The organism is Pseudonocardia sp. OZ21 (assembly GCF_059359135.1).
The window spans coordinates 127,923-146,026 of the sequence record NZ_JCADBN010000011.1 but is presented as its reverse complement, the minus strand read 5'-3'; the positions used below and the strand labels follow the sequence as shown (position 1 = coordinate 146,026).

General features: G+C 70.7%; 17 protein-coding genes. 11 read left to right on the top strand and 6 right to left on the bottom strand.

Translation table 11 applies throughout. From position 1 onward, the window contains the following. Window positions 1-136: 136 nt before the first annotated feature. Window positions 137-1,183: a cation diffusion facilitator family transporter gene (locus AC5L35_RS24510; RefSeq protein WP_495062033.1), complete on the top strand. Its 1,047-nt coding sequence runs from the start codon at window positions 137-139 to the stop codon at window positions 1,181-1,183. A gap of 196 nt (window positions 1,184-1,379) precedes the next feature. Beyond that, window positions 1,380-1,829, top strand: coding sequence for a hypothetical protein (locus AC5L35_RS24505; RefSeq protein ID WP_495062032.1), 450 nt, complete (start codon window positions 1,380-1,382; stop codon window positions 1,827-1,829). 83 nt (window positions 1,830-1,912) lie between these two features. Here the strand turns inward: AC5L35_RS24505 and AC5L35_RS24500 are convergent, their stop codons facing one another. After that, a complete protein-coding gene (locus AC5L35_RS24500) occupies window positions 1,913-3,367 on the bottom strand; it encodes a glutamate synthase subunit beta (protein WP_495062031.1) in 1,455 nt (484 codons plus the stop codon). Further along, on the bottom strand, window positions 3,360-7,907 hold the full coding sequence (gene gltB / locus AC5L35_RS24495) for a glutamate synthase large subunit (RefSeq protein WP_495062030.1): 4,548 nt from the start codon (window positions 7,905-7,907) through the stop codon (window positions 3,360-3,362). Before gltB ends, AC5L35_RS24500 begins: the two co-directional genes overlap by 8 nt. A 394-nt stretch (window positions 7,908-8,301) precedes the next feature. Between gltB and AC5L35_RS24490 the strand changes: the two genes are divergently transcribed. Then, on the top strand, window positions 8,302-9,039 hold the full coding sequence (locus AC5L35_RS24490; RefSeq protein ID WP_495062029.1) for a (2Fe-2S)-binding protein: 738 nt from the start codon (window positions 8,302-8,304) through the stop codon (window positions 9,037-9,039). 16 nt (window positions 9,040-9,055) lie between these two features. On the opposite strand, the gene AC5L35_RS24485 is transcribed toward AC5L35_RS24490, so the two are convergent. From AC5L35_RS24485 to AC5L35_RS24475, 3 genes are read right to left on the bottom strand one after another with little or no spacing between them, the layout of a single operon-like run. Further along, window positions 9,056-9,418, bottom strand: coding sequence for an Asp23/Gls24 family envelope stress response protein (locus AC5L35_RS24485; protein WP_495062028.1), 363 nt, complete (start codon window positions 9,416-9,418; stop codon window positions 9,056-9,058). Further along, window positions 9,415-10,023: an Asp23/Gls24 family envelope stress response protein gene (locus AC5L35_RS24480; protein WP_495062027.1), complete on the bottom strand. Its 609-nt coding sequence runs from the start codon at window positions 10,021-10,023 to the stop codon at window positions 9,415-9,417. Before AC5L35_RS24480 ends, AC5L35_RS24485 begins: the two co-directional genes overlap by 4 nt. After that, on the bottom strand, window positions 10,014-10,583 hold the full coding sequence (locus AC5L35_RS24475) for an RNA polymerase sigma factor (protein ID WP_495062026.1): 570 nt from the start codon (window positions 10,581-10,583) through the stop codon (window positions 10,014-10,016). Before AC5L35_RS24475 ends, AC5L35_RS24480 begins: the two co-directional genes overlap by 10 nt. A gap of 37 nt (window positions 10,584-10,620) precedes the next feature. Between AC5L35_RS24475 and AC5L35_RS24470 the strand changes: the two genes are divergently transcribed. The 8 genes from AC5L35_RS24470 to AC5L35_RS24435 all read left to right on the top strand — a co-directional run bounded on the left by AC5L35_RS24470 (window position 10,621) and on the right by AC5L35_RS24435 (window position 17,635). Further along, a complete protein-coding gene (locus AC5L35_RS24470; RefSeq protein WP_495062025.1) occupies window positions 10,621-10,920 on the top strand; it encodes a hypothetical protein in 300 nt (99 codons plus the stop codon). A gap of 179 nt (window positions 10,921-11,099) precedes the next feature. Further along, window positions 11,100-12,590 carry a trigger factor gene (tig, locus tag AC5L35_RS24465; protein WP_495062024.1) on the top strand — a complete coding sequence of 497 codons (1,491 nt, stop codon included), beginning with the start codon at window positions 11,100-11,102 and terminating at the stop codon, window positions 12,588-12,590. Between the two features lie 171 nt (window positions 12,591-12,761). Continuing rightward, window positions 12,762-13,370, top strand: a complete 609-nt coding sequence (locus AC5L35_RS24460; protein ID WP_169397157.1) for an ATP-dependent Clp protease proteolytic subunit — start codon at window positions 12,762-12,764, stop codon at window positions 13,368-13,370. An 11-nt stretch (window positions 13,371-13,381) separates the two neighbouring features. After that, window positions 13,382-14,017, top strand: coding sequence for an ATP-dependent Clp protease proteolytic subunit (locus AC5L35_RS24455; protein ID WP_495062157.1), 636 nt, complete (start codon window positions 13,382-13,384; stop codon window positions 14,015-14,017). A 193-nt stretch (window positions 14,018-14,210) separates the two neighbouring features. Next, complete coding sequence (clpX, locus tag AC5L35_RS24450; RefSeq protein WP_495062023.1) at window positions 14,211-15,491, top strand: ATP-dependent Clp protease ATP-binding subunit ClpX; 1,281 nt, start codon at window positions 14,211-14,213, stop codon at window positions 15,489-15,491. A gap of 251 nt (window positions 15,492-15,742) precedes the next feature. Continuing rightward, window positions 15,743-17,125 (top strand): L-lactate MFS transporter, encoded by a 1,383-nt coding sequence (locus AC5L35_RS24445; protein ID WP_495062022.1) that lies wholly within the window; start codon window positions 15,743-15,745, stop codon window positions 17,123-17,125. Next, entirely contained in the window at window positions 17,122-17,274 is a 153-nt protein-coding gene (locus tag AC5L35_RS24440; RefSeq protein ID WP_495062021.1) for an MFS transporter small subunit, read from the top strand. Before AC5L35_RS24445 ends, AC5L35_RS24440 begins: the two co-directional genes overlap by 4 nt. A 46-nt stretch (window positions 17,275-17,320) precedes the next feature. Further along, window positions 17,321-17,635, top strand: coding sequence for a DUF6457 domain-containing protein (locus tag AC5L35_RS24435; RefSeq protein ID WP_495062020.1), 315 nt, complete (start codon window positions 17,321-17,323; stop codon window positions 17,633-17,635). A gap of 13 nt (window positions 17,636-17,648) precedes the next feature. Here the strand turns inward: AC5L35_RS24435 and AC5L35_RS24430 are convergent, their stop codons facing one another. Further along, a complete protein-coding gene (locus tag AC5L35_RS24430) occupies window positions 17,649-18,086 on the bottom strand; it encodes a PPOX class F420-dependent oxidoreductase (protein WP_495062019.1) in 438 nt (145 codons plus the stop codon). Window positions 18,087-18,104: the final 18 nt, after the last annotated feature.

Sequence of the window (18,104 nt, the reverse complement as noted above, 5' to 3'; positions counted from 1 at the left end):
CACGACGGTAGACCGGGTCCGGCGTTCGGTGGTCCGGCGCTGGATGCCGGCAGGGGCGCTGTGGCGAAGGGCACCATGCCGGCCACCGGTCACATGCGGGTGAGCAACGGGCCACGCGGACGCCTAGCCTCGGCCCGTGCAGGACGAGAAATCACCGGAGGCGCCCGAGGAGAAGCCGCAAGGCAGCGGAGGCGAGAGCACGTTCACCGTCCTGGTGGCAACCGCGGCGAACGCTCTGATCGCGGTGCTGAAACTGGTGGCGGGGTTGCTCACCGGGTCGGCGGCGATGCTCGCGGAGGCCGCGCACAGCATCGCGGACACCGCCACCGAGCTGCTGTTGCTCACCGCGCTTCGCCAGTCGGCCCGCCGGCCCGACCAGCGCCATCCCTTCGGCTACGGCAAGGCCCGCTTCTTCTGGGCGCTGATCGCGGCGGTGAGCATCTTCGTCTCCGGAGCCGTGTTCGCGTTCATCGAAGGGATCCGCGCGATGCTCGGCAGCGATGCCGAGCAGACCCTGGCGTGGGTGGCCTACGCGGTGCTCGGTGTGTCGTTCCTGCTCGAGGGGGCCTCCTGGCTGCAGGCGGTGCGCCAGGTGCGCAACGAGGCCGCCGCCGAGGACGTCGGCTTCCGCGCGTGGCTCCGCAACACCGACGACCCGACCGTGAAGAGCGTGTTCTTCGAGGACAGCGCGGCGCTCATCGGTCTCCTGCTCGCCTTCGGCGGCGTGGGACTGCACCAGCTCACCGGCTCCGGGTTCTGGGACGGGCTGGCGTCGGTGCTCATCGGCCTGCTGCTCACCGGGGTGGCGTTCATCCTGGGACGGACCAACGCCGGGCTGCTGATCGGGCGCCAGGCCGACCGCCGCACCGTCTACGCGTTGCGCGACGCGCTCGCCGCCCGGCCCGAGGTCGACGCGGTCGTCGACCTGCTCACGATGACCGTGGGCACCGACCAGGTGCTGCTCTGCGCACGGCTCGACTTCGCCGACTCGCTCGACGTGGCCGCACTGGAGCGGGCGTGTGTCGAGATCGACGTCGAGCTGCACGGCCGCTTCCCCGACCTCCAGGAGATCTTCCTCGAACCGGTGCCGCGCGCCGACCCGACCATGCGGCAGCGCGTCCTCGACCGCTACGGCGGTGCGGGCGCGCAGCGGTTGCGCGAAGGCCAGGAAGCGGTGGACTGAGGGGGCCGCGGCACTCCGCCCGACCTTGCAGCAAAGCCACTTTCATGCAATCTCGTTGCGTGAAAGTGGCTTTGCTGCAACTGGGCCGGGACGCCGGGCACGGGGGGGACCCCCCGCCCCGATCAGGGGGCGCACCGGCCCGACTCGTCGCGGCAGGCGGCGAACACTCGGTGGCACGTCCACCGAGGAGGTACCCGTGACCGCTGCGCCCGCCCGCACCGGACCCCCCGTCCACGTCCCCGCAACGGTCCGGCTCTCGGTGCTGCTGTGGCTCAGCGCCATCAGCGCCGGAGTGGCCGAGGTCCTGGTCCGGCTGCTGCTGCCGGAGCCGCCCACGCCGGCGCAGCTGTGGGCCCGGTTCGCGATCTACACCGCACTCGCCGTGCTCGTGCTGGCCCTGCTCACCGGCCGCGGCGCCGTCCGGTGGGCGGTCGCGGTGCTGCTCGGCGGGATCGGCACGCTCTCGCTGGTGGTCGAACCGGCGACGTGGCTGCTGGCCGGCGGCTCACCCACCGCGTTCCTGGCCACGGCCGACGGCCCGACGCTGCTGATCACGGCACTGCGCGTGGTGCACATCGCCGCGGTGCTGGTGGCGCTGACGCTCCTGTTCCGCCCGACGGCGTCACAGTTCTTCCGCCCCCGCTGACGCCCGCACAGCGCGCGTAGGAGCCGTAGTGCTGTCAGGGGTCTGTTCTGACAGCACTACGGCTCCGAAGTGCGCACCGGGTGTTATGTGAGGGGGCGGTCCGTCGGGGCGATGGGGCGGGGGAGGACGGCGCGGCCCGTCAGGAACGCGTCCACCCCGGCCGCGGCGGCGCGGCCCTCGGCGATCGCCCACACGATGAGCGACTGACCCCGGCCCATGTCGCCCGCCGAGAAGACACCCTCGACGCTCGTCATGAACTCCGCGTCACGTGCGACGTTGCCACGCTCGTCGAGCTCCACGCCGAGGTCGGAGAGCAGCTTGCCCTTCTCCGGGCCGACGAAGCCCATGGCGAGCAGCACGAGCTGGGACGGGAGCTCCCGCTCGGTGCCCTCCACGGGGACGAACCGCCCGTTCTCGTCGCGGGTGACCTCGACCAGGCGCAGTGCCGCGAGCTTCCCGTCCTCGTCGGCGACGAACTCGGTGGTGTTCACCGAGTACAGCCGGTCGCCGCCCTCCTCGTGGGCGGACGACACGCGGTAGACCATCGGGTAGGTGGGCCACGGCATGTTGTCGCTGCGGTGCTCCGGCGGCGTCGGCATGATCTCCAGCTGCGTGACCGACGCGGCGCCCTGACGGTGCGAGGTGCCGAGGCAGTCGGAGCCGGTGTCGCCGCCACCGATGATCACCACGTGCTTGCCCTCGGCCGTGACCGGGGGCGCGTCGATGTCGCCCTGCTGCACGTGGTTGGCCCACGGCAGGAACTCCATCGCCTGGTAGACGCCCTCGACCTCGCGCCCCGGCACCGGGATGTCGCGCCACGCCGTGGCCCCGCCCGCGAGCACCACGGCGTCGAAGTCGGACCGCAGCTCCTCGACGGTGACGTCCACGCCGACGTCGACCGACGTGCGGAACTCGGTGCCCTCGGCGCGCATCTGGTCGAGCCGCCGGTCGAGCCGGTGCTTCTCCATCTTGAACTCGGGGATGCCGTAGCGGAGCAGGCCGCCGATGCGGTCGGACCGCTCGAAGACCACCACGTCGTGGCCGACGCGGGTGAGCTGCTGAGCGGCGGCCAGCCCGGCCGGTCCGGAACCGACGACCGCGACCCGCCTGCCGGTGCGCACCTCGGGCACCTGCGGAGGCACCCATCCCTCGCGCCACGCGTGGTCGATGATCTGCAGCTCGATCTGCTTGATCGTGACCGCGTCACTGTTGATCGCCAGCACGCAGGCCGACTCGCACGGCGCCGGGCACAGCGTGCCGGTGAACTCCGGGAAGTTGTTCGTGGCGTGCAGCCGCTCGACGGCCTCGCGCCAGTCGCTGCGGTAGACGAGGTTGTTCCACTCCGGGATGAGGTTGCCCAGCGGGCACCCCTGGTGGCAGAACGGGATGCCGCAGTCCATACAGCGGCTGGCCTGGCGCTCCAGCTGGTCGTCCGGGAACTCCTCGTAGACCTCCCGCCAGTCCATCAGGCGTAGGTCGACGGGGCGACGGGTGGGGATCTCCCGGGGGACCTTCAGGAAACCCTTCGGGTCAGCCATGTGCGGCCTCCATGATCGCGGCGTTGACATCGCGACCGTCACGCTCGGCCGCCTCGCGGGCCTGCAGCACCCGCTTGTAGTCCCTGGGCATGACCTTCCCGAAGCGGGGAAGGGCGTCGTCCCAGTCGGTGAGCAGCGCCCGTGCCACCGCCGAGCCGGTCTCGGCGTGGTGCCGCTCCACGGCGTCGCGCAGGAACTCGCGGTCGCCCTCGTCGAGCGGGTCGAGATCCACCATCTCGGGGTTGACGCGGTGTTCCGGCAGGTCGAGCACGTAGGCGACGCCGCCGGACATGCCGGCCGCGAAGTTGCGCCCGATACCGCCCAGCACCACGACACGACCGCCGGTCATGTACTCGCAGCCGTGGTCGCCCACGCCCTCGACGACGGCCAGCGCACCGGAGTTGCGCACGCAGAACCGCTCGCCGACGACGCCGCGGATGAACATCTCGCCCGACGTGGCCCCGTATCCGATGACGTTGCCGGCGATGATGTTGTCCTCGGCCGGGAACGGCGCCTCCGGGTCGGGCCGCAGCGTGAGCCGCCCGCCCGACAGTCCCTTGCCGAAGTAGTCGTTGGAGTCACCGACCAGGCGCAGGGTGACCCCCCGCGGCACGAACGCCCCGAAGCTCTGCCCGGCCGAGCCGGTGAGCGTGATGTCGATGGTGCCGTCGGGCAGCCCTTCGCCGCCCCACCTCTTCGTGACCTCGTAGCCGAGCATCGTGCCGACGGTGCGGTTGACGTTGCGTACGGGCAGGTCGAGGTGGACCTTGTCGCCCAGCGACAGCGCGCCCTCGCACAGCTGGATCAGCGTGTTGTCGAGCGCCTTGTCCAGGCCGTGGTCCTGCTCCTTGGTGCGGTGCCGCGCGGCACCGGCCGGCAGTTCGGGGGTGTGGAACACCGGCGAGAGGTCGAGCCCCTCGGTCTTCCAGTGCCGAACGGCGTCGTCGGTGTCGAGCACCTCCGCGTGCCCGACGGCCTCGGCGACGGACCGGAAGCCGAGCTGCGCCAGGTTCTCGCGCACCTCCTGCGCGATGAAGCGCATGAAGTTGACGACGTACTCCGGACGCCCGTCGAAGCGCTTGCGCAGCTCGGGGTTCTGGGTGGCGACACCGACCGGACAGGTGTCGAGGTGACAGACCCGCATCATGATGCAGCCCGAGACCACGAGCGGCGCGGTGGCGAAGCCGAACTCCTCCGCGCCGAGCAGCGCGGCGATGACGACGTCACGGCCGGTCTTGAGCTGCCCGTCGGTCTGCACCACGATGCGGTCGCGCAGGCCGTTGGCCAGCAGCGTCTGCTGGGTCTCGGCCAGGCCGAGCTCCCACGGACCACCGGCGTGCTTGATCGACGACAGCGGCGAGGCCCCGGTGCCACCGTCGTGCCCCGAGATGAGCACGACGTCGGAGTAGGCCTTCGCCACGCCCGCCGCGACCGTGCCGACACCGACCTGGCTGACCAGCTTCACGTGGATGCGGGCCCGCGGGTTCGCGTTCTTCAGGTCGTGGATGAGCTGCTTGATGTCCTCGATCGAGTAGATATCGTGGTGCGGCGGCGGGGAGATCAGCCCGACGCCGGGTGTGGAGTACCGCGTCTCGGCGATCCACGGGTAGACCTTGCTGCCGGGCAGCTGACCACCCTCGCCGGGCTTGGCGCCCTGCGCGATCTTGATCTGGATGTCGTCGGCGTTGACCAGGTACTCGCTCGTGACCCCGAAGCGGCCGGACGCCACCTGCTTCACGGCGCTGCGCCTGCTGTCGCCGTTGGCGTCGGGTGTGAAGCGGGCGGGGTTCTCGCCGCCCTCACCGGTGTTGGAGCGGCCGCCGAGCCGGTTCATGGCGATGGCGAGCGTCTCGTGCATCTCCTGCGAGATGGACCCGTAGGAGATGGCGCCGGTGCCGAACCGCTTGACGATCTCCTCGACCGGCTCGACCTCGTCGATCGGTACCGGCGGGCGTACACCCTCCTTGAACCGGAAGAGCCCGCGCAGCGTCATGAGCCTGCCGGCCTGCTCGTCGACCTGGCGGGTGTACTCCTTGAAGATCTCGTAGCGGCCCGAGCGGGTGGAGTGCTGCAGCTTGAACACCGTCTGCGGGTTGAACAGGTGCAGCTCACCCTCGCGGCGCCACTGGTACTCGCCACCGGTCTCGAGCGCCTTGTGCGTGCGGCGCACGCCGTCGGCGGGGAAGGCCCGGCGGTGCTGCTCGAGAACCTCCTCGGCCAGCACGTCGAAGCCGACGCCACCGAGCCGGGAGGTGGTGCCGCGGAAGCAGGCGTCGATCACGTCCTTGCCGAGCCCGACGGCCTCGAAGATCTGCGCGCCGGTGTAGGACGCCACCGTGGAGACGCCCATCTTGGACATCGTCTTGCGGACGCCCTTGCCCAGTGCCTTGACCAGGTTCTTCGCCGCCGTGGGGGCGTCGACGCCGGGGATGTCGCCGCGGTTGGCGAGGTCCTCGACCGTGGCCATCGCCAGGTACGGGTTGACCGCCGCGGCCCCGTAGCCGATGAGCAGCGCGATGTGGTGGACCTCGCGGGCGTCGCCGGACTCGACGATCAGGCCCACCCGGGTGCGGGTGCGCTCGCGGACGAGGTGGTGGTGCACCGCGCCCGTGAGCAGCAGCGACGGGATCGGGGCCCACTCCGCGTCGACGCCGCGGCTGGACAGCACGATGAGCCGGGCGCCGTCGGCGATGGCCCCGGACACCTCGGCCCGGATCTCGTCGAGCCGGTCGCGCAGCCCCTTGCCGCCGTCGGCGGCGGGGAACAGGCCGCGCACCGTGTGCGAGGCGAACCCGGGGAAGTCGCCGTCGTCGTTGATGTGGATGATCTTGGCCAGGTCGTCGTTGCCCAGCACGGGGAACGGCAGTACCACCGTGCGGCAGTTGGCGGGCCCGGCGTCGAGCAGGTTCTGCTCCGGGCCGAGCAGCGACCGCAGCGACGTCACGAGCTCTTCGCGGATCGCGTCCAGCGGCGGGTTGGTGACCTGGGCGAACAGCTGTGTGAAGTAGTCGAAGAGCTGTCGCGGGCGCTCCGAGAACGGGGCGAGGGGCGCGTCGTTGCCCATCGAGCCGATCGGCTCGGCACCCGAGCTCGCCATCGGCTTGAGGAGGATGTTGAGCTCCTCCTCGGTGTAGCCGAAGGACTGCTGACGCAGCGTCAGGGCGGTGTGGCTGGGCGTCTCCCGCTCCCGTGGGGAGAGGTCCTCGAGCCGGATCAGCCCGGCGTGCAGCCAGTCGGCGTAGGGGTGCTCGGCCGCCAGCGCGCCCTTGATCTCGGCGTCGTCGACGATCCGGCCCGCCTCGGTGTCGACGAGGAACATCCGGCCCGGCTCCAGGCGACCCTTGCGCACCACGGCCGACGGCTCGACGTCGAGCACACCGACCTCGGAGGCCAGCACGACGGTGCCGTCCTCGGTGACCCAGTAGCGGGCGGGCCGCAGGCCGTTGCGGTCGAGGACGGCACCGATCTGCGTGCCGTCGGTGAACGCGACGAGCGCGGGACCGTCCCACGGCTCCATCAGCGTGGAGTGGAACTCGTAGAAGGCCCGGCGGGCCGGGTCCATCTCGTCGTGGTTCTCCCACGCCTCGGGGATCATCATCAGCACCGCGTGCGGCAGGCTGCGGCCGCCCAGGTGCAGCAGCTCCAGCACCTCGTCGAACGTGGCCGAGTCGCTGGCGTCCGGGGTGACGATCGGGGAGAGCCGGGCGAGGTCGCCCGGGATCAGGTCGGACTCCAGCAGCGCCTCGCGGGCGGCCATCCAGTTGCGGTTGCCGCGCAGCGTGTTGATCTCACCGTTGTGCGCCACGTACCGGTACGGGTGCGCGAGCGGCCATGCCGGGAACGTGTTGGTGGAGAACCGGGAGTGGACGACGGCCACCGCGCTGGTGACGCGCTCGTCGGAGAGATCGGGGTAGAACGCCTCGACCTGAGGCTCGGCCAGCATCCCCTTGTAGACGATGGTGCGCGGGGACAGGCTGGGGAAGTAGGTGCCCGTGGTGTGCTCGGCGCGCTTGCGCAGGCAGTAGCTGCGGCGCTCCAGCGCGATACCGGTGGGGGCGTTGGCACCCTCCTCGACACCTGCGACGAACAGCTGGCGGAAGCTCGGCATGGCCGCGCGGGCGCTCGGCCCGATGTCGGCGGCGTCGGGGTCGACGGGCAGCTCGCGCCAGCCGAGAACCCGCAGGCCCTCCTCGGCGGCCAGCCGGTCGATGTCCGCGATCGCGGCTTCGGCCTTCTCGGCGTCGACGGGCAGGAACGCGGTGCCCACGGCGTAGGTGCCTTCGGGGGGCAGCTCGAAGTCGACGACCGCGCGGAGGAACTCGTCAGGGACCTGGATGAGGATGCCTGCGCCGTCGCCGGTGTTGACCTCGGCGCCTCGCGCACCCCGATGTTCCATCCGCAGCAGTGCCGTGAGCGCTTTGCGGACGATGCTGTGGTCGCGGCGACCGGCGAGGTCGGCGACCATGGCAACACCGCAAGCGTCGTGCTCGAACTCGGGGGCGTAGAGCCCCGCCGAGGTACCCGCTGGGTTCACAGCCATGAGTGCCTCTCCTGTCGTCTCGGTGCGCAGCCCGACAGATGCATCGGGACGACTGTGGTGGTAGGAAAAAACAACGTAACGGACCAGTCCGACTCACTGCCTGTTCTGGCATGGACGGCTACGCGGCGCAGCGTCGTCACCCGGTTGTCGCCCGGGAGCCGACACGACGGCCGAGCGCCGTCGTGGGGCGTCGGCCGGCTCTTGCGCACGCGCGCGAGCGCACACGGCAGCGGGTGCGGGATCGCTTCCGCTAATGTCGCATGGCAATGCGGCGATTCGCCAGTAAGAGCTGAAGTGACCACTGTGACCAGCGCGGGGAGCTGGGTTTCGGGCATCCAGCAGGTATTGTGTCTGGCTCGTTAACGACCCGTGGCCGTTCCGGCACGCTGCGATGGTGACCGCGCGTGCCGTGCTTGCCGACGTCGCCGCACTCGGCCCGTTCTTCGCGGTGGCCACCGAGCCCGCCGAGGGCGTCGACCCGTCATGGCGCCCCTTCCTGGATGTCTACACCGACCCCCGCCCGCTGCACGACCGCATCGCCTATGTGCGCCGCGCACTCACCCCGACGGACGCGTCCGATCAGGTGGACGCCAGGGTGGCCGCGTCGATCGCGTTCCAGGGGCTGGCCGCCCTCGTGATCTCGGCGCCGTTCGGTGCGGTGGCCCTGCACGGGGTGGTGCCGGAGCTGACGCCGCAGGCACTGCACTGGCGGCCGTCGGCTGGCGGGCCGTGGCCGCTGTGGTGCCCCGCACCCGATGCCGTGCCCGTGCCGGGGCCGGAGGAGGCGGCCGGCGCGCTGGCCGTCCTGTTCTCGCAGCACCTGGAGCCGCTCGTCGCGGCGGTGCGCGCGCAGGTGCCGATCTCCGAGCGGGTGCTGTGGGGGAGCGTGGCCTCGTCGGTGGCGGGGGCGAAACGGCTGGTCGGGATGCAGCGCCCGCAGGCGGCCGAGCGGGCCGCCGGGGTGGCGCGGCGGCTGCTCACCACAGGTCGGCTGGCCGACGCCGGCGAACTCCTCCCGCCGGTGGGTCCCGACCGGTACTGGTCGTTCCGGCGCCGCAGCTGCTGCCTGTACTACCGCGTGCCGGGGGGCGGGCTGTGCGAGGACTGTGTGCTGCACGCCAGGAGGCGCTGACGCCGGGTGGGCGGGATCAGTCGAGCAGTACGTCGGCGACCGTCACCCGCACCGTCACGTCCAGTCCCGTGTAGGCGCGCACCTCGGCCGCCACGTCCCGCTGCACCGCCACGGCGAGGTCACGGCAGTTGTGTCCCAGCCGTGTGACGACGGAGACGGCCACCTCGACGGACGGGCCGTCGACCGCGACGCTCACGCCGTCGACCGGGAGCCGTGAGCGGTCCTGCCCGAACACCGTGCTGGCGATCCCGAGCAGGGCCTGGTGCAGGTCGGGCCGCAGCGCGACGACGCCCGGCACCAGCCGGGCCCGGTGGGCCGCCACCCTGGCCACCACCGCGTCGCCGACGTGCAGGTGCACGGGAGGGTCCTGCTCGCTCACGGCCGTTCCTCCCCGACCGGATCGACCCCGAACAGATCGACCACGTCGATGTCCACCCGCCGCACGGGCACACCGAGTGCCTGCTCACCCGCCGCGATCACCATCTGGCGCACCCTGGCCGTGACCGACATCAGGTCGATCCCGAACCGCGCGGTGACGGTGATGGCCACGTCGGCCGCGTGTGCCTCCGCTCCCGCCCCGCCGAGCTGCTCGATACGACAGCTGCGGGCCCGCAGGCCGTCCATCCGGTCGACGACGTGGCGCAGCACCGCTGCTGCCGCCGGGCGGCTCAACCCCACCGGCCCGTGCGGCGACGGCAGCGTCAGCAGGTCGTGCGGGCGGAGCTCGGTGAGGACGGCCGCCATCACGCGGTCCACCGTCGAGGGCGGCGGCTCCAGCTCCTCCGACGCCATGCGGTGCACCACCGCGTCGAGGCCACGCGCGTCGGCGAACGCCGCGCCGCAGTGCGGGCAGTCGCGCTCGTGCTCATCAGGTGGGGTCCCGGACGCCGCCCGATCCCAGGCCGGCGCCGCATCGCGGCCGCAGCCCAGGCGGGGGACGGAGTCGTCCGGGCCGTCCACCGGGGAGCCCCCGTTCACCGCCACGGTCGCATCACCTCCGCCAGCTGCACCCGCGCGCGGTGGATCCGGCCGCGCACCGCATCCTCGCTCGCCCCGGTGATGTGGGCGATGTCGGTGTACCCCAGTCCCTCGAGCTCCCGCAGCACCCAGCAGACCCTGAGCTCGTCGCGCAGGCCCTGCAGTGCCTGGCCGAGCGCGACCATCCCGGCGTCCAGCTCGACGCGGCGCTCGGGGGAGTCGGACGCGGCAGCCGACTCCTCGATCCGGTCGACGGGCACCGGCCGCCTGCTGCGCAGCATGCTCATGCAGCGGTTGGTGACCACGCGGTACATCCACGTGGAGAAGGCCGCGTCGCCACGGAACCTCCCGATGCGCCGCCACGCGTCGAGCAGCCCCTCCTGGAGGGCGTCCTCCGCCTCGCCGGGGTCGCCCAGCACCCGCACCGCGAGCCGGTAGAGCGCCGCCTGGTGGCGACGGGCGAGGATCTCGAAGGACCGGACGTCGCCCTCCTGGGCGCGCACCACCAGCGTGGGCTCGTCCAGCTCGGCGGTGCGCGGTCCCGCCCCACCCCGGGTACCCACCACCGACCACACGCTAGTACGGCGGCCGTAGCCTGCTGCGATGTCCCTGTCCGGCGGCCCGGCCCAGCTCGCCGCGGCCGTGCTCGCCCACCCCGCCGTCGAGAGCCTCGACGGCGGCCCGTTCGGCACGGTCGCCTCGTACCTGGCCGGCGGCCGTATCCTCGGGGTGCGGATCGGGATCGACGGCGAACCGGTGGCGCTGGCCGTCGTCGCGCGGTACGGCATGCCGCTGCCGCAGCTGGCCGACGAGCTCGGCGCCGTGGTCCGGGGGCTGCTCGGGCCGGTCGCCGTCGACGTCACCTTCTCCGACGTGGTGCCCGGGCCCGCGACGTCGCTCTAGGGAGCGCCTGTGGTGGCCGGACGCGGTGCGCCGCGCCGTCTCGCCTAGACTCGCGGGAACGACCGGCCGCGCGCCCTCCGGCGCTGCGACCGGGTACGCCTGAGGACCCACCTCGCCTGCGGCCCGCACCGTCCGCGTCGTGTGTCCCGACACTGCCCAGCACCGAGGAGTACCCCACCGTGAAGAGCACCGTCGAGCGGCTGAGCCCGACGCGAGTCCGGATCAACGTCGAGGTGCCGTTCGACGAGCTGAAGCCGGACTTCGACCGCGCCTACAAGAAGATCGCGCAGCAGGTCCGGGTTCCCGGGTTCCGCCCGGGCAAGGTGCCCGCCCGAATCATCGAGGCGCGGCTGGGCCGCGGCGTGGTGCTCGAGGAGGTCGTCAACGGCGCCGTGCCGGCCAAGTACACCGAGGCCATCACCGCCGCCGGCGAGGTCACCCCGATCGGGCGTCCGGACATCGAGGTCACCGAGATCGCCGACGGCGACAAGCTCGCGTTCACCGCTGAGGTCGACGTCCGGCCGGAGATCACGCTGCCCGAGCTCGACTCGGTCGCGGTGTCCGTCGACGACGTCGAGGTCACCGACGCCGATGTCGACGAGCAGCTGGAGAACCTGCGGGCGCGCTTCGGCACGCTCACCGGCGTCGAGCGGGCCGCCGGCAAGGACGACTTCGTCCTCATCGACCTGTCGGCCAGCGTCGACGGCAAGCCCGTGGAGGAGGCCACCACCACCGGGTTCTCCTACCAGGTGGGCCAGGGCGGTCTGATCGACGGCATCGACGAGGCCATCGAGGGACTGTCGGCAGATGAGTCCGCCACGTTCACCTCGCGCCTGGTCGCAGGCGAGTTCGCCGACCAGGACGCCGAGGTCACCGTCACGGTCACCGCGGTGAAGGAGCGGCAGCTCCCCGAGGCCGACGACGAGTTCGCCCAGCTCGCCAGCGAGTTCGACACGCTGGAGGAGCTCACCGCCGACCTGCGTGAGCGGCTGGGCCGGGTGCGCCGGATGGATCAGGTCACGCAGGCCCGCGACAAGGTGCTCGACGCGCTGGTGGAGGCCACCGACGTGCCGCTGCCGGAGAGCGTGGTGGCCGCCGAGGTCGAGTCCCGCGTGCACGACGCCGTCCACGGCTTCGACCACGACGAGGAGCGCTTCGCGCAGTTCCTCGAGTCGCAGGGCCGCACGCGCGAGGAGTTCGACACCGAGGCCAAGGAGGAGTCGGAGAAGTCGGTCCGCACCCGCCTCGTGCTCGACGCGCTGGCCGACGCCGAGGAGGTCTCGGTCAACGACCAGGAGCTCACGGAGCGCATCGTCTTCCAGGCGCAGCAGTACCAGATGCCGCCCGAGGAGTTCGTGCAGCGCATCCAGGAGGCCGGTCAGCTCGGCGCGATCTACGCCGACGTGCGGCGCAGCAAGGCGCTGATCCAGGTGGTGCGGGCGGCCACCGTCACCGACGCGTCCGGTCGGCCCGTCGACCTCTCCGAGCTGCTCGGTGACGACGAGGACGAGACGCCGCAGGTGGTGGACGCCGCCGCCGACGAGACCTCGGCGGACGAGAACCCGTCCGACGAGAACGCGGCCGTCGAGGCCGGGGCCGACGAGGCCGGGGCCGACGGCGCCGCGGCCGGCTCGGAGGCCACGGGGGACAAGACCCCCGCCGGCTCCTGAGCCGGCCCCGCCACGCCTACAGCGAACAACCCGGCTTTACGCGGCGGGCGGACCGTCCGTCCGCGTAGGGTCGAACCCGACCAAACACGCGAGCTGACCAGCAGAAGGCAGGGTGAAGTGAGCCCACAGGACACCGGCCCGCGTAGCGCGGACCGTACCTACGGAGCGGACATGCGACGGGGTGCGCCCGCGTCGATGACGTTGTCCGACTCGGTCTACGAGCGGCTGTTGCAGCAGCGGATCATCGTGCTCGGCCAGCAGGTCGACGACGACATCGCCAACCGGATCGCGGCGCAGATGCTGCTCCTCTCGGCCGAGGACCCGACGGCCGACATCGCGCTGTACATCAACTCGCCTGGTGGTTCGGTGACCGCCGGTATGGCCATCTTCGACACGATGGAGTTCATCGAGTGCGACGTGGCCACCTACGCGATGGGGCTGGCCGCCTCGATGGGGCAGTTCCTGCTCTCGGCGGGCGCCCGTGGCAAGCGTTATGCGCTCCCGCACTGCCAGATCCTCATGCACCAGCCGTCGGCGGGTGTGGGCGGCACGGAGTCCGACATCTCCATCCAGGCCGAGCTGTTCAAGCGTCACAAGCGCGAGATGGCCGAGCTGATCGCCGGGCACACCGGCCAGCCGGTCGAGAAGATCACCGCCGACTTCGACCGCGACCGGTGGTTCTCCGCGCAGGAGGCGCTGGAGTACGGATTCGTCGACCACGTGATCTCCCGCGCCGGTCAGCTGCCGGACGCGGTCAGTGAGAACGGGAGTGCCCGGTGACCAGGTTCGAGATGCCCGGGGGCCGCGCGCCCCAGGGCGCACAGTCCCGTTACGTCCTGCCGTCGTTCGTCGAGCGCACCAGCTACGGGGTCAAGGAGTCCAACCCGTACAACAAGCTGTTCGAGGAGCGCATCATCTTCCTCGGCGTGCAGATCGACGACGCGTCGGCCAACGACGTCATGGCGCAGCTGCTGTGCCTGGAGTCGGCCGACCCGGACCGTGAGATCAGCATGTACATCAATTCGCCCGGCGGGTCGTTCACGTCGCTGATGGCGATCTACGACACGATGCAGTTCATCCGGCCCGACATCCAGACGGTCTGCCTCGGGCAGGCCGCGTCGGCAGCGGCCGTGCTGCTCGCCGCCGGCACCCCGGGCCGCAGGCTCGCCGTGCAGAACGCGCGGATCCTGATCCACCAGCCCGCCGTGGAGAGCATCTACGGTCAGGTGTCGGACCTCGAGATCCAGGCCGCGGAGATCTCGCGGATGCGGCGTCTGCTCGAGACCACGCTCGCGAAGCACAGCGGTCGTACCCCCGAGCAGGTGCGCGAGGACATCGAGCGCGACAAGATCCTCACGGCCGAAGAGGCCAAGGAGTACGGCATCGTCGACGAGATCATCCAGAGCCGCAAGCTTTCGGCTGTCTGACTCAAGAGAGAAGGCGCGGTTGCGCGTCGGGGTCCGTTCGTCGACCCTCGACGCCGACCGTCCGCCGACACGTCCACGATTCAGGGTGCGCTGAAGCTCCCCGGGGGACGCGTTCGACGGGTACCGTCACGAGAACGCTCCTACCGGGCCCGCCGGACGGGGTAGCGCTAGATGGGATTTGGGGTCTGCACTCATGGCACGCATCGGCGACGGCGGTGACCTGCTCAAGTGCTCGTTCTGCGGGAAGAGCCAGAAACAGGTCAAGAAACTGATCGCCGGTCCTGGCGTCTACATCTGCGACGAGTGCATCGATCTCTGCAACGAGATCATCGAGGAAGAGCTGGCGGAGGCCGGTGAGGTAAAGCTCGACGAGCTCCCCAAGCCTGCTGAGATCCACGACTTCCTCGACCAGTACGTCGTCGGGCAGAGCCAGACGAAGCGCACGCTTTCCGTGGCTGTCTACAACCACTACAAGCGCATCCAGGCGGGCGACAAGGCACGCGGGGCCGACGGCGATGGCGTCGAGCTCGCGAAGTCCAACATCCTCATGCTCGGCCCCACCGGCTGTGGCAAGACCTATCTCGCGCAGACGCTGGCGAAGCTGCTCAACGTCCCGTTCGCGATCGCCGACGCCACGGCGCTCACCGAAGCGGGTTACGTGGGTGAGGACGTCGAGAACATCCTGCTCAAGCTCATCCAGGCCGCCGACTACGACGTCAAGCGCGCCGAGACCGGGATCATCTACATCGACGAGGTCGACAAGATCGCCCGCAAGTCGGAGAACCCGTCGATCACGCGCGACGTCTCCGGCGAGGGTGTGCAGCAGGCGCTGCTGAAGATCCTCGAGGGCACCACCGCGAGCGTGCCGCCGCAGGGTGGCCGCAAGCACCCCCACCAGGAGTTCATCCAGATCGACACGACGAACGTGCTGTTCATCGTGGCCGGGGCCTTCGCGGGTCTCGAGAAGATCATCGGTGACCGGGTGGGGCGGCGGGGGCTGGGCTTCGGTGCGGAGATCCGCTCGAAGAACGACCTGGAGGCGGCCGAGAGCTTCGGCGACACCATGCCCGAGGACCTCATCAAGTTCGGCCTGATCCCCGAGTTCATCGGCCGGCTGCCGGTGGTCGCCTCGGTCACCTCGCTCGACAAGGAAGCACTGGTCAAGATCCTCACCGAGCCGCGCAACGCCCTGGTGAAGCAGTACCACAAGCTGTTCGAGATGGACGGCGTGGAGTTGGAGTTCACCGCCGACGCGCTGGAGGCGGTGGCCGACCAGGCCATCCTGCGCGGCACCGGCGCCCGCGGCCTGCGGGCGATCATGGAAGAGGTGCTGCTGCCGGTCATGTACGACATCCCGAGCCGCGACGACGTGGCCAAGGTGGTCGTCACCGAGCAGACGGTGCGCGAGAACGTGAACCCCACGATCGTGCCGCGGGTGCCCCCGCGGCGCGAGCGCCGGGAACGTTCCGCTTAGGAGCGCGCTCCGAGAGCTCAACTCGCACGGTCGAACGCCGGTCCCGAACGCGGGGCCGGCGTTCGGTCTGCCACAGCCCGTATCGGCGCGCGTGCTCGTCGTATCGGATCTTGGTCAGCTCTTGGGAAAATCTTGACCGGATGGTCTTGGTTGCCTCATATGTCCTGGTCAAGCCCCCTGCGCGAGTTGCATCTGCAATAAGATCCTCCTAAGTTCTGGGCGCAAAGTGTGCTCAAGGCAAGGGGACCGTCATGGCTGCTGGGTTTCTCCAACGGGAGCGGATCGTCGCTCCTCCGGGATGGAGTCGGTGGCTCATCCCGCCCGCGGCTCTGTCGATCCACCTGGCCATCGGCCAGGCCTACGCGTGGAGCGTTTTCAAGCCGCCGCTGGAGGCCGGGCTCGGCATCTCGGGTGTCCAGAGCGCACTGCCGTTCACGCTGGCCATCATCATGCTCGGCGTGTCGGCCGCACTGTTCGGCACGAAGGTCGACGCCAACGGGCCGCGCTGGGCGATGGTCGTGGCGTCGGCGTGCTTCGTCGCCGGGTTCCTGATCTCCGCACTGGGCCTGTACTTCTCGCAGTACTGGGTGGTCGTGGTCGGCTACGGCTTCGTGGGCGGTATCGGGCTCGGCATCGGCTACATCTCGCCGGTGTCCACCCTGATCAAGTGGTTCCCGGACCGGCCGGGTCTCGCCACGGGCATCGCCATCATGGGCTTCGGCGGTGGTGCCCTCATCGCCTCGCCGCTCACCAGCCAGCTGCTCGCGGCGTTCGGCGGTTCCGGCAGTGACCCGGACGTCCACGGCATCGCGATGACGTTCCTGGTGATGGGCCTGATCTACGCGGTCTTCATGTCCGTCGGGTGGCTGCTGATCCGCGTGCCCCCGGAGAACTGGAAGCCCGCGGGCTGGGACGCGTCCCAGGCCCGGCAGGGCACGCTCATCAGCCGTGGGAACGTCTCGGCGCGCAACGCGATCAAGACGCCGCAGTTCTGGCTGCTGTGGGTGGTGCTGTGCTTCAACGTCACCGCGGGGATCGGCATCCTCGAGCGCGCCAGCCCGATCTTCGTCGACTTCTTCAGTGGCAGCTCGCCCGCCACGACGATCGCGGCAGCGGCCGTCGGGTTCGTGTCCATCCTGTCGCTGGCCAACTCGCTCGGCCGCATCCTGTGGTCCTCGGTGTCGGACTACCTGGGCCGCAAGAACATGTACCGGATCTACCTCGGGGTCGGCGCGCTGCTGTACCTCACGGTCATGCTCACGACCAACACCAACCGGGTCGTGTTCCTGGTCTGCGCGATCTTCATCCTGTCGTTCTACGGGGCGGGCTTCGCCACGGTGCCCGCGTACCTGCGCGACCTGTTCGGCACCTACCAGGTGGGTGCGATCCACGGGCGGTTGCTCACGGCCTGGTCCACGGCAGGCGTGCTGGGCCCGCTCATCGTCAACGCCATCGCGGATGCGCGGATCGAGGCGGGGGTGCAGGGTCCCGGCCGGTACACGCCGGCATTCATGATCATGATCGTTCTGCTGGCCATCGGGTTCATCTGCAACGAGCTGATCCGCCCGGTGAACGAGAAGTTCCACGAGCCGGTCTCCGGTGAGTCGGCGACCACGGCAGGAGTACGCGCATGAGCACGGCGGAGAACATCACCGGGGACACCGGAACCGAGTGGGGCGCCCTGCAGTGGGTGGGCGCCGTCGTCGCCTGGCTGTGGGTGCTCATTCCACTCGGCTACGGCCTGTACCAGCTCGTGATCAAGATCCCTGCCCTGTTCGGCTGATCGACCCGCCGGGCGCCACCGCGGTCCCGCGGATAGGGTCGGGCTCGTGAGCCCGAGTAGCGATGCGAACGCCCTGTCCGAGTGGGTCACCGCGGTGGCGAGGGAGCTGGGGCTGGAGGAGACGCTGGACAGCGCCGCCACCACCGACCTCGTGCTCGACCTGACCTCCGACGTCGCCCACGGCGTCAGCCGTCCGGGTGCACCTGTCACCGCGTTCCTCGTGGGAGTCGCGGCCGGGCGGGCCGACGACCCCGCGGTGGCCGCCCGGGACTACTCCCAGAAGATCAGCAGGCTGGCCGAGGGCTGGGACAGCGACAGCGAGCGTGGCGCCCCGGCGGGCGACCAGGCGAAGCGAGCCTGACCCGCCCCCGCCGTCACGAGCCGAGCATGTCCAGCGCGGCGACCACCTTCGTGGGGCGCAGGCGCACCACCAGCTCACCGGGCACGCCGTTGCGCTTCCCGAACTCCTCGGCGCGGTCGGCGCCCACGTAGCGGGTGGCGATCGCGGTGGCGGTGCGCAGGAGCTCGTCGGGGTCCTCCGACACCGTCGCCTCGCCCTGCACCTGCACGAACGCGTAGGGCGGCTGCTCGAGGTCGACGCAGATCACGATGCGGGGGTCGCGCGCGACCGCGCGGCCCTTCGCAGTGTCCGCGCCCGTGTTGAACACCAGTTCGGGAGCGTCGTCGGGACCCTCCACCACGAACCACACCGGAGCCACCAGTGGCCGTCCGTCGGCGGCGACGAACCCCAGCTTGCCGGTGCGGGTGCCCTCGGTGAGGAACGCGCGGATCTCGGGTGCGATCTGGGTCATAAGTGCACTGTGCCACGG

What these genes read in the sequence shown, in the direction of transcription:
- AC5L35_RS24470 (WP_495062025.1), top strand. Translation starts at nt 10,621, where the DNA reads ATGTCCCTGTCCGGCGGCCCGGCCCAGCTCGCCGCGGCCGTGCTCGCC.
- AC5L35_RS24430 (WP_495062019.1), bottom strand. Translation starts at nt 18,086, where the DNA reads ATGACCCAGATCGCACCCGAGATCCGCGCGTTCCTCACCGAGGGCACC.
- AC5L35_RS24440 (WP_495062021.1), top strand. Translation starts at nt 17,122, where the DNA reads ATGAGCACGGCGGAGAACATCACCGGGGACACCGGAACCGAGTGGGGC.
- gltB (WP_495062030.1), bottom strand. Translation starts at nt 7,907, where the DNA reads ATGGCTGTGAACCCAGCGGGTACCTCGGCGGGGCTCTACGCCCCCGAG.
- clpX (WP_495062023.1), top strand. Translation starts at nt 14,211, where the DNA reads ATGGCACGCATCGGCGACGGCGGTGACCTGCTCAAGTGCTCGTTCTGC.
- AC5L35_RS24445 (WP_495062022.1), top strand. Translation starts at nt 15,743, where the DNA reads ATGGCTGCTGGGTTTCTCCAACGGGAGCGGATCGTCGCTCCTCCGGGA.
- AC5L35_RS24500 (WP_495062031.1), bottom strand. Translation starts at nt 3,367, where the DNA reads ATGGCTGACCCGAAGGGTTTCCTGAAGGTCCCCCGGGAGATCCCCACC.
- AC5L35_RS24460 (WP_169397157.1), top strand. Translation starts at nt 12,762, where the DNA reads ATGCGACGGGGTGCGCCCGCGTCGATGACGTTGTCCGACTCGGTCTAC.
- AC5L35_RS24455 (WP_495062157.1), top strand. Translation starts at nt 13,382, where the DNA reads ATGCCCGGGGGCCGCGCGCCCCAGGGCGCACAGTCCCGTTACGTCCTG.